Source organism: Nostoc sp. JL23 (genome assembly GCF_017115065.1).
GTDB classification, from domain to species: domain Bacteria; phylum Cyanobacteriota; class Cyanobacteriia; order Cyanobacteriales; family Nostocaceae; genus Nostoc; species Nostoc punctiforme_A.
In genome coordinates, this window is record NZ_JABXKN010000033.1 from 1 (window position 1) to 13,103 (window position 13,103).

At 41.1% G+C, this 13,103-nt stretch carries 10 protein-coding genes; 3 read left to right on the forward strand and 7 right to left on the reverse strand.

Translation table 11 applies throughout. The features are described from left to right. Window positions 1-191 precede the first annotated feature (191 nt). On the reverse strand, window positions 192-1,589 hold the full coding sequence (locus tag HWQ42_RS04960; protein WP_292809848.1) for a hypothetical protein: 1,398 nt from the start codon (window positions 1,587-1,589) through the stop codon (window positions 192-194). A 511-nt stretch (window positions 1,590-2,100) separates the two neighbouring features. On the opposite strand from HWQ42_RS04960, the gene HWQ42_RS04965 reads away from it, so the two are divergent. Then, window positions 2,101-3,225: a THUMP domain-containing protein gene (locus HWQ42_RS04965; RefSeq protein WP_292809850.1), complete on the forward strand. Its 1,125-nt coding sequence runs from the start codon at window positions 2,101-2,103 to the stop codon at window positions 3,223-3,225. 155 nt (window positions 3,226-3,380) lie between these two features. Here HWQ42_RS04965 and HWQ42_RS04970 read toward each other — a convergent pair whose 3' ends face one another. The 5 genes from HWQ42_RS04970 to HWQ42_RS04990 all read right to left on the reverse strand — a co-directional run bounded on the left by HWQ42_RS04970 (window position 3,381) and on the right by HWQ42_RS04990 (window position 9,929). Continuing rightward, a complete protein-coding gene (locus HWQ42_RS04970; RefSeq protein ID WP_292809852.1) occupies window positions 3,381-4,607 on the reverse strand; it encodes a response regulator in 1,227 nt (408 codons plus the stop codon). 258 nt (window positions 4,608-4,865) lie between these two features. Further along, window positions 4,866-6,485 (reverse strand): NAD(P)/FAD-dependent oxidoreductase, encoded by a 1,620-nt coding sequence (locus tag HWQ42_RS04975; protein ID WP_292809854.1) that lies wholly within the window; start codon window positions 6,483-6,485, stop codon window positions 4,866-4,868. Between the two features lie 213 nt (window positions 6,486-6,698). Then, window positions 6,699-8,186, reverse strand: a complete 1,488-nt coding sequence (locus HWQ42_RS04980) for a helix-turn-helix transcriptional regulator (protein ID WP_292809856.1) — start codon at window positions 8,184-8,186, stop codon at window positions 6,699-6,701. Window positions 8,187-8,861: 675 nt separating this feature from the next. Further along, entirely contained in the window at window positions 8,862-9,344 is a 483-nt protein-coding gene (locus HWQ42_RS04985) for a hypothetical protein (protein WP_292809858.1), read from the reverse strand. A 129-nt stretch (window positions 9,345-9,473) separates the two neighbouring features. Beyond that, window positions 9,474-9,929: a CAAD domain-containing protein gene (locus HWQ42_RS04990; RefSeq protein WP_292731483.1), complete on the reverse strand. Its 456-nt coding sequence runs from the start codon at window positions 9,927-9,929 to the stop codon at window positions 9,474-9,476. Between the two features lie 791 nt (window positions 9,930-10,720). Between HWQ42_RS04990 and HWQ42_RS04995 the strand changes: the two genes are divergently transcribed. Continuing rightward, window positions 10,721-11,158: a hypothetical protein gene (locus HWQ42_RS04995; protein ID WP_292731481.1), complete on the forward strand. Its 438-nt coding sequence runs from the start codon at window positions 10,721-10,723 to the stop codon at window positions 11,156-11,158. Between the two features lie 68 nt (window positions 11,159-11,226). Further along, window positions 11,227-11,748 carry a hypothetical protein gene (locus tag HWQ42_RS05000; protein ID WP_292809860.1) on the forward strand — a complete coding sequence of 174 codons (522 nt, stop codon included), beginning with the start codon at window positions 11,227-11,229 and terminating at the stop codon, window positions 11,746-11,748. Between the two features lie 193 nt (window positions 11,749-11,941). Here HWQ42_RS05000 and HWQ42_RS05005 read toward each other — a convergent pair whose 3' ends face one another. Further along, the gene (locus HWQ42_RS05005; protein ID WP_292809862.1) at window positions 11,942-12,967 is read right to left on the reverse strand and encodes an LD-carboxypeptidase; all 1,026 of its coding nucleotides are present in this window, start codon (window positions 12,965-12,967) and stop codon (window positions 11,942-11,944) included. Between the last annotated feature and the right edge of the window lie 136 nt (window positions 12,968-13,103).

Here is a 13,103-nt window from a genome sequence, read left to right on the forward strand (position 1 = left end):
TAATTTTTACTCCAGCTTTTTATTATCCCATGTTATTTATATTAAGGATGAGTCTAAAAGAATGAGAGTTTCAGAGAGTTATTGCGTAAGTCCTGTTAATAAAAGGTTTGATATCACAAGTATAATCCCTTCAACTTATCTCCTGATCTTTCCACTATTCTGACTCCTGTATTCTGACTCCTGAATTCTTATCACAAAACTACCTCAAAACTAGCGGTAGTTAGAGCCGGAAAAGAGGTAGCATCCAATTGTGCAAATTTACCCCCGGAATTAATCTCAGCAAAATCATTTGCCGAACCATTGGGGTTATAAAAAAGACTACCATTTGCGCTATTATAAACGATCGCCGCACTACTACTTGCAGCTAAAGTATCGTCCGTCACTGTGGCAAAGTCTGCGGAATTTAATTGAGTCGGGAAGACTGAGTTACTTAGAGCAGTAAAGGTAGATTTAGATAGTTGGATCTTGTCTTTCTCAGGAGTGAAGTCACTAATAGTATCAACTCCGAGTTCCCTAATATTAAACTTTGATCCTGTTGCAAATGCAAACTTATCTGAGCCAGAGCCTCCTTCTAGTAAGTCGTCCCCACTATCTCCCTGTAGGTAATCGTTGCCTTTGTTCCCGATCAGAATATCTTTTCCACTACTGCCAAAAAGAATATCATTACCGTTGTTCCCCACAAGGTTGTCGTCATCACTACCCCCATCTATTTTGTCTGCACCAGCTCCACCAACAAGGATGTCAGAACCTGCCCCCCCATCAATGTAATGATTACCAATAACACCAGAAAGCGAAATACTGTCATCACCATTCCCAGCAAAAATAACCTTATTGCCAGCCGAAAAATCCCCCCAACTAAAGGTATCGTCTCCCTTGGTTGTAGCGACATCAGTACTGATTACATTCCTAGCTCGAGCAACTGCCTCTTTTATGAGATCAGCAAGATTCTCACTTTTAGAACCAAGAGTCAGTACACCACCTCGACCAAGCTGGTTAACTAGTGTCTCGTAATCGGCTGCAACATTACTCGTAGTTAGAAAAATTGGAATAATGTTATTTGCTTCTAGCGCAGTTTTTACTTGTCCGATCTGTGGATAATCTTCATAAGCATCAGCTATCCCATCTCCATTATTGGCAATAGTATCACTTGGAATAGCTGCTGCGCGATCGCCGGCAACGTGATAAATACTATCGGTGGCTACTATAACAACACGAAATGAACCTACTCTGTAACCAAGACTGCCACCGCTATCTAAAGCTGCGAACAAGAGTGCATCTAATTGTGATTCTGAGCCATCATTGCCACCAAAAGCTTGAAAGTCAAAGATTTTGTCTTTAACGGTTGTGACATTATTTGTCAAAGCGACTTCTGCTTGATATACATAGTCAGCGTAACCCCCAAAAGGCAGTATTGGCTTATCCTTGAAAGAGGCAATACCAAATTTCAGGTCATTACCAAATATCTTTTCTAATGTCGGGTTGGTTAAGCGATTTACCGTCGCAGGAAGTACGGTTTTAAGCTGGATTAAATTCTCATCAGATGACGATGTTAAGTCTTGTAGCAAAACAAGATCAGATACTAAAGTCATAGTTTTTCCCTCTGACTATTTTTATTAATGGGTTGTATTGCAAACTGCCTGAATACTATTTCAGCTTGATATTAGCAAGGTTAAATGATTTAAGATAGTACTTAAACTGAAGAAAATATAATCTCTTTCAAAAAATCTTTGCTGTGTCCTGACTCAGGCTTGATTTAGTTTGTCTGGGGCTTGTGGTGAGTTACCGAAGAAAGGCAGAAGGCAGGAGGTAAAAATATATTTTTACCCTCTGCCACTTTCTTTTAGAGCAAGTAAATTTATTTATGTTTGCGTAGCCTGTCGTAGATAAGAAAGAAGAAAATATGTATTTTGAGGTGCGTAGCGAATATTTACTGCCTCCTTGTTGAAACGAAACCCATAAAGAAATTTAGGAGGTTTACCTCCTGCCTCTAGCTTACTAAGGTTATACTTGCAGACTTAACGAAGGAGAATGTCACAAGATATGAGTTAAGCTAAAGTGCGTCAATGGGTGAGCAGTGAAGATAATGCTTTGGATTAGAGGATGAATCAGTATTTTGCAACGGTTGCTCGCGGATTAGAAACCCTCGCGGCTCAGGAGTTAGAGCAACTGGGTGCCCATTCCGTAGAGCCGGGGTTTTGCGGTGTAGCCTTTGAGGGCGATCGCACTCTACTTTATCGCGTCAATCTCTGGGCTAGGCTGCCGTTCCGAATCTTGGTGAATATCCATGAGTTTCCATGCCTTGATGCCAAGGATCTCTATCGCGGTATTCAGACTATCGATTGGCAAAACTATCTGACGCCAGATATGACGCTGGCGGTGAATGTCACGGGCAAAAACGATCGCCTCAACCACAGCCACTTCACATCTCTCCAGGTCAAAAATGCGATCGTTGACCAACAGAAAGAAAATCTGGGTGAACGTTCAAATGTAGAGCTTCATGAACCAGATGTGCGGGTTAATGTTCATATTGAACGCGACTTTTGTACCGTTAAACTCGACAGTTCTGGAAATAGTCTGCATCGCCGAGGCTACCGTCCTGCGGTTGGAGCAGCCCCTCTCAAGGAATCTCTCGCTGCTGCCCTGATTCAACTTTCAGGCTGGCAACCAGACCAGATGTTCTACGATCCTCTCTGTGGATCTGGCACTTTACCCTTGGAAGCTAGCTTAAAGGCACTGAATATAGCACCAGGGCTGTTTCGTGAATCCTTTGGATTTGAAAATTGGCTCGATTTTGATCTGTCCCTTTTAGAAGAACTGCTCCAAGAAGCTAAGGACAGCCAACTTGATAGCCTGAGCGCACCTATTTGGGGAAGCGATCGCGATGAAAATATAATCGAGCAAGCGATTAATAATGCTCAAAACTGCGGCGTTGATAACCATGTATGGTTTTCTCAAATGGAACTTGCTGATGTTGTCGCCCCCGCAGACAGTGGGATTTTATTCTGCAATCCACCTTATGGCGAACGTCTGGGGCGAGATAGCGATTTAGGGGCATTTTACAAACTTTTGGGCGACGTGCTGAAACAACGCTTCAAAGGCTGGACTGCATTTGTCCTCAGTGGCAACAAGGAACTGTCTCAATCAATTGGACTAAAATCATCCCAGCGAATTGCAGTGTACAACGGAGCGTTGCCTTGTCAGTTAATGAAATATGAGTTGTATTAAGACAATTGTCGGTTTGTAGTATGTTGAAGGCGATCGCGCTTAATACATGATTGCATATCAATTCCAGTCATAAAAGCAAAAGCCCTACCTCGAAATGTATCTAGGTGTAAAATCTGTTTTTTCTCTCTGCGCGTGGAGAGAAATATAATGTTCGCTTAAGATGATAAATCTGACAGGCTTAACGGTAGTAAGACAGTGAATATTGTGCAATCTTCAATATTGGAAACTTCTATTGTGCCTTGGAGACATTCTATAAGCTTCTTAACTAATGTCAAGCCCAATCCTGTCCCACCAATTTTCCAGAAATCGTTGTAAGGAATTCGGTAAAATGGCTCAAATATCCGAGATTGATCTTTTTTAGGGATTATTACGCCAGAGTTGCTAATTGTAATTTGAAAGAAGGGCACTTGAGAATTAATCGTCATACCAGGTCGATCATCTTTATTGATTACACTTTTTGTTATGTAGATAATCTGGACAGTTAATTTAATCTCTTCATCAGGAGGAGAATATTTGCAGGCATTGTTGAGTAATTCGGAGATAATTTTGGTAACAACACCTAAGTCTGAAACCATAGGTGGTAAATTTTGAGGGATATTAACCTGGAAAATCTGTTTTTGAGAACGAGCGAGTTCTCGAAAATACAAGGTTAGATGAGGAAGCCAGTCTTGAAGTTGAAATGAGGTTAATTCTAATGGATATGCATCTGTATCAATCATTTGCAGAGACAGTAAAGTATTCACTAAATCTAGCCCTGTTTCACACTGTTGACGCAGAATAGTTACGTAGCCAGCCACAGACTCAAATGGAGAAAGTAGCTCTGAATTTAAAATGCCCTCTCGCTCTAGAATATTTTCTAGCACGGAGATTGTCATTTTGATATTCGATAAGGGCATTCGCATTTCATGAGAGGCGGTTGCTAGAAAATTATTTTTCAACTGGTTGAGCCGTTGAGATTGTGACAATTGCTCTCGTTGATAACGATTGAGTGCTGTTTGAATAGCAACATAAAGTTGTTGTTCCTTGACAGGTTTGAGAATGTAACCAAAAGCAAATGTCATGTTAGCCCGATCCAAAGTGCTTTTGTCAGAATGCCCGGTAATATAGACCACAGGGATTTGAAAACGATTCCAGATTAGCTCCGCCGCCTGAATACCGTCCATCTCACCCCGCAACTGAATATCCATCAAAACCAAGTTTGGGAGTAATTCACCAGCTTTCTGAATTGCCGTTTCTGCCGTATCGATAATATCTAAAACAGTGTATCCCAGCAGTTCTAAAGTTTCTTGTAAATTCATTGACAGGATATACTCATCTTCAACAACCAGAATCTGAACTTTTTCTGTTATCTGGGTGTTTGATAAAATGCTGGTCACGTTCATAAGCTGCTTTTTATAAAATAAATTTTGAAGCATCTACAACTCATAAAATGCTATGAGCCTAGCTTTCACCAGAAAGGCGAAATGGCAAGTAAACCCTGATGTAGAGACGCAATAAATCGCGTCTTAGAAGACCAATTATCTACACCAATAACCCTTAACCTAAGCGGATTGAGATAAGAACATTTGTGGGGTAAAATATTTCAAGACTATCAAGCTCTGACACACACCAGAATTTAGTTTTTCCTACACCTGTTGTCATCAGATTTTGTGATTTACGGTTTGCAATATACTTAAAGCCACCGCCTCCGCCACCTTAATCCCATCGATACCAGCCGAGAGTATTCCCCCTGCGTATCCCGCGCCTTCACCAGCTGGATAAAGACCCACTGTATTTAAACTCTGATAATCCTCTTTGCGTTTAATCCGAATTGGTGATGACGTGCGGGTTTCTACCCCAGTCAACACGGCATCGTCCATCGCAAATCCTTTAATTTGTTTGTCAAAAGCGGGAAGGGCTTCGCGGATGGCTGCGATCGCATAATCTGGTAAACTCTCACTTAAATCACCCAAATGTACCCCAGGTGTATAAGACGGTTTAACCGTGCCCAATGCTGTCGAGGGGCGATGGTTGAGAAAGTCTCCCACCAACTGCCCTGGCGCTTCATAAGTTCCACCGCCTAATTCAAAAGCTCGTTCTTCCAAGCGCCGTTGAAAGTCAATTCCCGCCAAAGCATTTCCCGGATAATCTTCGGGGGTGATGCCCACAACGATCGCACTGTTGGCATTGCGCTCATTGCGAGAGTATTGGCTCATCCCATTGGTGACAAGTCGCCCCGGTTCTGATGCGGCTGCAACTACCAAACCTCCCGGACACATACAGAAACTATAGACGGAACGACCATTTTGGCAGTGGTGAACCAGTTTGTAATCGGCAGCACCTAAAAGCTTATGACCAGCTTGAGGGCCGAAACGACATTGGTCGATGAGAGTCTGAGGATGTTCGACCCGAAAGCCAATGGAAAAAGGTTTAGGCTCGATGTAAACCCCGCGATCGTATAGCATTTGGAAGGTATCGCGGGCGCTGTGCCCCACTGCCAGAACGACATAATCGCTGGCGATATATTCCCCACTGGCGAGGGTGACTCCCCGCACTTGTCCATTTTCGATGTTAATATCTTCCACCCGGCTTTGAAAGCGAATTTCACCGCCGAGGGATTCGATTTTGGCACGCATACTTTGGACGATTCCCACCAGTTTAAAAGTACCGATATGCGGTTTGTTGATATAGAGAATTTCTGGTGAGGCTCCCGCATTGACGAGTTCGGTTAATACCTTGCGCCCATAATGCTGAGGATCTTTGACTTGACTGTAGAGTTTGCCATCGGAAAATGTACCCGCCCCACCTTCGCCAAACTGGGCATTAGATTCGGGGTTGAAGTCTGATTTTTTCTTCCAAAAGCCAAAAGTATCAGCAGTGCGATCGCGAACTTTTTTCCCACGTTCTAAAATAATGGGACGGAACCCCATTTGCGCCAGCATCAAACCCGCAAACAATCCACAAGGCCCAGTACCAATCACAATGGGGCGAATCGCCAAATTGCTCGGTGCTTTTGCCACTGGGCGATAACTCATGTCTGGAGTGACCATTACATGAGGATCTTTTTTCAGGCGCTTGAGTAGATGAGTTTCCTGAGTCGTTTCTACATCCAGAATATAAACAAGAGCGATCTCTCCTTTCTTACGGGCATCGTAGCTACGCTTGAAGATGGAATAGCTGATCAAATCTTCGTCCGTGATTTGCAGCTTTTTGAGGATGGCAGTCTTGATCTCATCTTCAGGATGATCAAGCGGGAGCTTTACTTCTGTTAGTCGTAACATAGCGAGGAGAAATGCATACTGTCTATCAAAATATTAACAAGAGAGGCAGGAGGCAGGACGAATACTGCCTTTTGGCGAAACCTTACATAAAAACTGACTTTTCACGTCATGGAAAAACCCACGAAAAACCTAATCTCCCTCCCGACACAGTTGCAATGAGTAATAATACGTAGCACAAATTACCTCAGAGAAACAAGAAAAGTTTAGTTGAAATTAATACCTGTTAACGTGTAGTTCCAGTGTATTGAGCAACTTGGGCAAGTCCTTTTGAGAAACCTGACGTGTACCCGTCTCGACTGCATCAACCCAGGAAACGCTTTTCCCCATCGTTGTAGCGAAAAATACTCTAGACCAGCCTTTTGCTTTTCTCGCTTCTCTAATGACATTACCTGATAGAGGCTGGATATTGTTTGCACTTAGCTGATTCGAGTCCACCGTCAAGCGTTCCTGTACTTCTGCTGGTAAATGAAAACGCCATCTAGAATTGAGTATTTGATTCCAGTAACCTATAGGTCTTTTAGCAGTTTTGCTGCTTGTTAACCAAGCTGGGCCTGTTTCCAGTTCTGCTTGCCATCCAGCTTCTTTGACAACTTTCAAGTCGGTTTCCAAATCATCAGCCATTTGCCGTCTAAGCTGTCTGTCTTGCTCTGCTGTTGACACTTTGTCTTTGCCGTAAGCAATCTCCATCAGAGTCTTGCCCATTACACAATCCTGGAATTCCGGTTTGATTTGGAAGGTTAGCCAAACTAGCATTCTAGCCGCGCCAGCATTTTGTTTACCAATACTAAATAGTTTCTGTACGGTTTTCTTGGTAATAATTCCAGTGTGGTAGTGGTATTTAGATTTGTTGAGGAAGTATTTTGTCCATACTCCAGCTTGACCTATCACCTTTAAACCCACTAGCTTGTTATTGCCAGCTTTATCTGTTTCAAAATCTCGAATTATGCTGATGTCCCAAATCTTTAAATCAGCAACAGTAAAAGCTCCAGCTTTCTCCTGTTTAGGCCATGCAATACAAGCTAGTACTTGAGCAGGTTGCCGTAGCAAGTGGTACAAAATACTCAATTTTTCATGCTTGCATAAATCCCTACGTTTAATAAGCCCTGTGTACTCAAGTAGTTGCTTGTCATCAATTACAAAATTGCCTGACCAAGGTTTATCTAGGCTAGCTACTAAGGCACAGTAAATCAGGTGAATAGCACACGCTCTTGGATCAAATTCGTCTATAACAACTAAAGCTGCCTCTTCTGCCAGTGTTTCTGGTTGTGGAGTTTCGGGATTATCTGTTACATAGTAAAAAATTTTTCCTTTTCCAGTTTCAGCTTCTTTTTCGTAACTAAAAGTATTATTTACTTGATTCCATGACAAGTTCATTTTTTGAGATAAGACTTCAGCAACTCCAGACAAAACTAGCGACAAAGCAGCAACATTAGTCTTACTATCAGGAAATAAAGAAGCTTTTTTGAATTGCCGAGGTTTTGCTGAATACTGGTAATTTAATTGTAAGTTTTGCTCGGATTTATTAACTCTGTATTGAAGAGGAATTTGCTTTGATAATTGAGTAGTTGGGTCTTCTAAGGATTTTTCATCAAGAGCAACATTAGTTTCTTTCTGATTTGGATTATAGGAAATGGTAATTCCCTTTAGATGGTGAAATAGATGTAGAAGTTTACTATATAATATTTTTGCTAACTGTTTCATTTTCCTACTACCACTCTGCTGCTCACGTAAGTAATTTACAATGATGAAATAAAGCCTGAGTTTCTTATAATTGACCTTGCTCGAATATAACTCTCAGCCGCTTTTCGTCGCTTTAAACAATCACCAACAATGCAAGATTTTTTCCACCAGGTGATACCAATCTAATAAAAAGTAGTCAAGTAGAAAAAATGATTTTTACTTGACCATAATTATCAGTAATGAGTTCAAGCTTTCACTGATTGTAATTACGAATTGCAGCTTTGCTGCTTGAGGTTACTAGCGGTACTGTTGGTCAGCCGGATCTCCATAGGGGTCTTCGCTAGCTGGGCGGACGTTACCATACTGCCCGTAATTTCCTTAGTTGCCTCTTTGCATCAACTTTTTCACAGTAATAAAAGACAGTTAGGAGTTTTATTAACTTTAAATACGGAAAAAGTTTCTATTAAAAAATAGAATGACGGTTAAACGCCATCTATTTATCTCGACTTTATCCATTTTTGTCGTAACGTGAACGCTTATGCTGAAACCTTTGTGAGACAGTAGTTTTACTTTTTTCACTTTATCGATAATCTATGACGTGGAAAAAGTATTTGCCAAAAGACCAGGGTTTTTGCCGTATCAATAAAACCGAGTTATTAATTTTGGATAAAGTCGAGTTTATAATCTGTACAAAAATTAGTTTGTCGGAACAGTACCTGCACCCAAACCCCTTAAGTCTCGCCCTGTGGGACTGTTGTTATATCCTTGAAAGTCCCGGTATTGTTGTGCCTCCTCCTCTGGAACACGAATGCCCTCTTGTGGCGGTGTTACCCAGACAGGGCGATTTTGAGCATCTCGATAGTAAACACGCCCATTCTTAGAAAGGTAGTATTTCCCCTGCGCTCCCGCTCCTTGGGCATTCTTTCGCTGATTGTAGAGATAGTAAAGTCCAGCCGCTCCTGCCAAGATTGCCACTTTCTGCCCTGTACTTAATCCCCTCCTAGCTTGGGGTTGATTTACGGGAGCGCGATTATTTAAATTTCTACCAACAGTATCGTCAATTGGAGGTGGCGTAGCATTTTGGGAACCTCCGCCGCAGCTATTAAGCAGAGGGACTGTTAGCAATGTTGAAAGAAATACTGTTGTTGTCAGCGAAGCTAATTTATTTGTCTTGATCATACATTTCCTTTTCCTGCTAAATTAGCTGATGTGGTATAAGAGTCTACAGTTCTATACAATGGTCAAGCAAAATTCAGCTTTTTACTTGACCAAAAGTTCAGATACACTGTATCCGCCACGATACTTTAGTTAGCTTAAAGTCTGTGATTCTTCTCTGCCTAGAATTTGTTTTTTAAGCAAGCGAGTTTCTGCTATTAATTCTTGCCGAGTGGAATCTTTGAGCAAATAGCGGGAAGTAAACCAAATTGTGTAACCAAGTCCAATTAATTGGAGAAATGGAGAAACTAGGGGAATATCATTTATGGCGTTGAGTACCGCCAGAAAAATCCTTAGTGCCGTAACTGTTATCACAAGCAACGCAAAGCTGATAATCAGCAATTTGTATTCTTGGTAAAAACTACCTATGTACTCAGGTATTTTTGCCAAAAATATAGAAATCTGTCTACCAATTTTTTGCCATTGTTCTTCATTTTCCGAGGCGGGTGGCAACATTGCCAGGTTTCCAGACTCTGAACCTTTAAGTGCTTCTATCTGGTTTGGGGAGGCAGTATCGACATACTGATCTTGCTGTAATTCGGTATCCATAATTATCTCCTGATTTTCTGCAATGAGAGCAGTTTTAAAGTTTACACCTTGTTATTATCGATTTTTACAACGGTTGCTTTATAACTAGATTTCTTACTCCTTAGCAGCACAGCTAAATATTTTTTTGCAAATTTATTACGACTTTAATAATATTTAGGCATTTTTAAATTTCCTTCTCATCAATCTTTTGGCATAGATTTTCTCTTCTAGAAGTGTGATAGAGCAAGTATTACAACTTAAGCAAATAAATCTTTAATAATGTAAGGATATTTTATTTAAGTGTAAGGTGTTAATAAACATATCAAAGTAGCTAGGTTTGATGGTATGTATTGATTTAGCTAAGTTTAGTTTTGAAATTTACTGCTAGAAACTAGTCACATAGATGCTAGAAACTAGTCACAGTATTTACAAAAAATAGTTTAAATAAATTTTATGAGAAGTAATACGTTGATACTAAAAATTTGTTTTATCTCCTACTTGTGGGTTATAAAAATATATTTAATTACTTCGATTGATTAAAGATCAAGATAATTTAAGTCAATCCTGGGAGAGAAGATGTATATAAACTAAATTGTGTAATTTATAAAAAGACACAGCAAGATTTTAAGGAATAATTAGATGTTGATACTGATGGAACTCGAATAGAGAATAAAACCGACCGGGTTTACCTACTTAAGCTACGAAGGTCATTACTTTTGAGCTAGTAGGAGCAGGTTTTCTATCTACTTCTACTCAAAATACTTTCAGTAGATTGATATTGCAGAGTCATTAGTTTAAACGAGGTGGTTAAATTGAAAATAATTCAAAAGTTTCGTCGGGTTTTAACAGCTTTAGTCTTGGTATTAGTACTAACAACGACTGCCGCCTGTAGTGGTACTGTTCAAGCTAAACAACCAACTCAATTACCGTCTGGAATCAGTGATAGCGCCGACTATGCCTTGTTGTCACGCGGTAACAGTGTACAGGGTCAAGATTTTGGGAACTGGGTTGTCAGCACAGCCAAGGGAATTGTCCAAGATGCTTATGTGCGTGACAACAATAAGTTAGGTGTCGTGATTGCGCCTAAAGTTCGTCCGACCGAAGTGCGACCATTAGCAAAATCCTTACTCCAAGGTTTTCACAAAAATTTCCCCAATCAAGACTTAAAAGTTTTGATGTATGCACCAGACAAAAAACTGATTTTGACGGCTCAGTATGATGTGCAATCTCAGCAAGTTGAGTATAAATAGGGACTCATTTTTTGGAGAAAACCTGAGTTAATTCAGTTGATTGCAAGTATAAAAAGGAGACATTTAAAATGAGTAGCAGTGACAAGTATAAACGTGAAATTCTCAACGAGTTGGCTCACGGTAATACAGAGCCTTTAGATGATGTTTCATCTGACTCAACTCAGGAATACCAAAATTTTGACGATTTTGCCCAGCGTTCATCTCACGATCAACGTCGGCAATTGTTTAGTCAATCTTTCAACCATAACAGCATTCCACCAAGCCAGCTGGAGCCAGAACTTCAAAAAGCGATCGCTCAAATTAAGCCTAACGAACGGGATGATGTTGCACGGGCATTTTTCAAGCACTTAAAGCAAAGAGGTCTAGACGAGCGGCATCTGGAGCGAGATTTGGGGCTTTCTACCCACAACCCTAACCGCATAAGTGCAGATGACCTCAGCAAGCTGGCATCTTTCACATATCATAGCCATCCTGACATCTTCCAAGAGGTGATGGCTGAACAACCAGCGATTCTGAAGTTTCTCAGTAATCCAATGGTTGGAGCAGCTTTAGGAGCGATCGCCTCTAAATGGTTTGGTCGTCATAAGTAAGCATTTCCAAACTTGATACACATAGTCCTTTGTCTGAATGCTGCAAATATAGTGGGGGAGTCTAGGCGCAGCTACAGTGAAAAGTCAGACACGAGCAAAGATTAAAGTCACGAAGACTAAAATCTCCAATTTAGTGGCTTGCAATTTAGATAAAATGTGAGCCACTATTTTTTATTCCAACCTCCTGCCTCATTCACACAAGGTTAACAGCTGCCTCTAACATTCGTATTGTCCCAAGTTCGGCATTTATTTCCACTTCTACACCGATTGGCAAGGTAAATTTATCCTTAATATGACCAATCATTGAACCATACCAAGCAGGAATACCTAAAGGAAGTATGTGTTGTTGCAATACTTGCATTAATGTAAATGACGGTTCATCTCCAAGACTACATTTAGTGCATTGCCCAAAGATAAAGCCAGCAATTTGATTAAGTATCCCAGCAGTTTTTAACTGCGTCAGCATCCTATCTATACGATAAACATCCTCGCCAACTTCTTCCACAAACAGAATGCTTTTGTTCCAAGTAGGTAGGTAAGGTGAACCTACCATTGCTGATAGCACTGACAAGTTTCCACCCACAAGTTTACCTCTCGCCTTTCCCGGTGCTATGATCTCCATCCGCACTTCGCTAGGGTTGAGATTTTGCATAGTCACCGCTTCAGCACTAAATAGGATGTGCTTGAAGTAATCGACTGTAAACTGATTCCAGGTAGACGTAGCAACTGGGCCATGAAAAGTAATCATATGACTACGGGCATTAATTGCTAACAACAGCGTCGTAATATCGCTGTAACCGATGATAATTTTCGGATTTGAGCTGATCAGTGAGTAGTTGAGTAGGGGTAAAATGCGATTACAACCCCAACCACCACGCATGGGGATAATTGCTTTGATGGTGCGATCGCTAAACATCAAGTTTACATCCTGGGCGCGATCGCTGTCTTTACCTGCTAAATAGCCGTAACGGTCTAAAAGATGCTTCCCCAGCTTGACTTTTAACCCTAACTGCGAAATTGATTTCTGCGCTGCTTCGATGTCTTTGGCGTCAACGATCCCCGCAGGGGCGATTAACCCTACGGTATCGCCAGCTTGCAGGCGAGGCGGCTTGCGGATGGTGTTTGGAGATGGCTTACTTTGGGCGCTAAGTGTTGGTATTTGAGTGGCTAAGGTAGCCAGCCCACAGGTTGCAAGAAATTCCCGACGCTTGATATTCATAACCATTTAGTTGGAGACTGGAGATTGGGATAGTGACGAATTTTAATAGGTTATAGCAACGCCTAAATCTATTCATAAAAAGACATCTTGCAAAAGTAACTTTTGCAATATATTGGGATGCATGTTAAAGGTTAAA

What these genes read in the sequence shown, in the direction of transcription:
- HWQ42_RS05000 (WP_292809860.1), top strand. Translation starts at nt 11,227, where the DNA reads ATGAGTAGCAGTGACAAGTATAAACGTGAAATTCTCAACGAGTTGGCT.
- HWQ42_RS04985 (WP_292809858.1), bottom strand. Translation starts at nt 9,344, where the DNA reads ATGATCAAGACAAATAAATTAGCTTCGCTGACAACAACAGTATTTCTT.
- HWQ42_RS04960 (WP_292809848.1), bottom strand. Translation starts at nt 1,589, where the DNA reads ATGACTTTAGTATCTGATCTTGTTTTGCTACAAGACTTAACATCGTCA.
- HWQ42_RS05005 (WP_292809862.1), bottom strand. Translation starts at nt 12,967, where the DNA reads ATGAATATCAAGCGTCGGGAATTTCTTGCAACCTGTGGGCTGGCTACC.
- HWQ42_RS04970 (WP_292809852.1), bottom strand. Translation starts at nt 4,607, where the DNA reads ATGAACGTGACCAGCATTTTATCAAACACCCAGATAACAGAAAAAGTT.
- HWQ42_RS04980 (WP_292809856.1), bottom strand. Translation starts at nt 8,186, where the DNA reads ATGAAACAGTTAGCAAAAATATTATATAGTAAACTTCTACATCTATTT.
- HWQ42_RS04965 (WP_292809850.1), top strand. Translation starts at nt 2,101, where the DNA reads ATGAATCAGTATTTTGCAACGGTTGCTCGCGGATTAGAAACCCTCGCG.
- HWQ42_RS04990 (WP_292731483.1), bottom strand. Translation starts at nt 9,929, where the DNA reads ATGGATACCGAATTACAGCAAGATCAGTATGTCGATACTGCCTCCCCA.
- HWQ42_RS04975 (WP_292809854.1), bottom strand. Translation starts at nt 6,485, where the DNA reads ATGTTACGACTAACAGAAGTAAAGCTCCCGCTTGATCATCCTGAAGAT.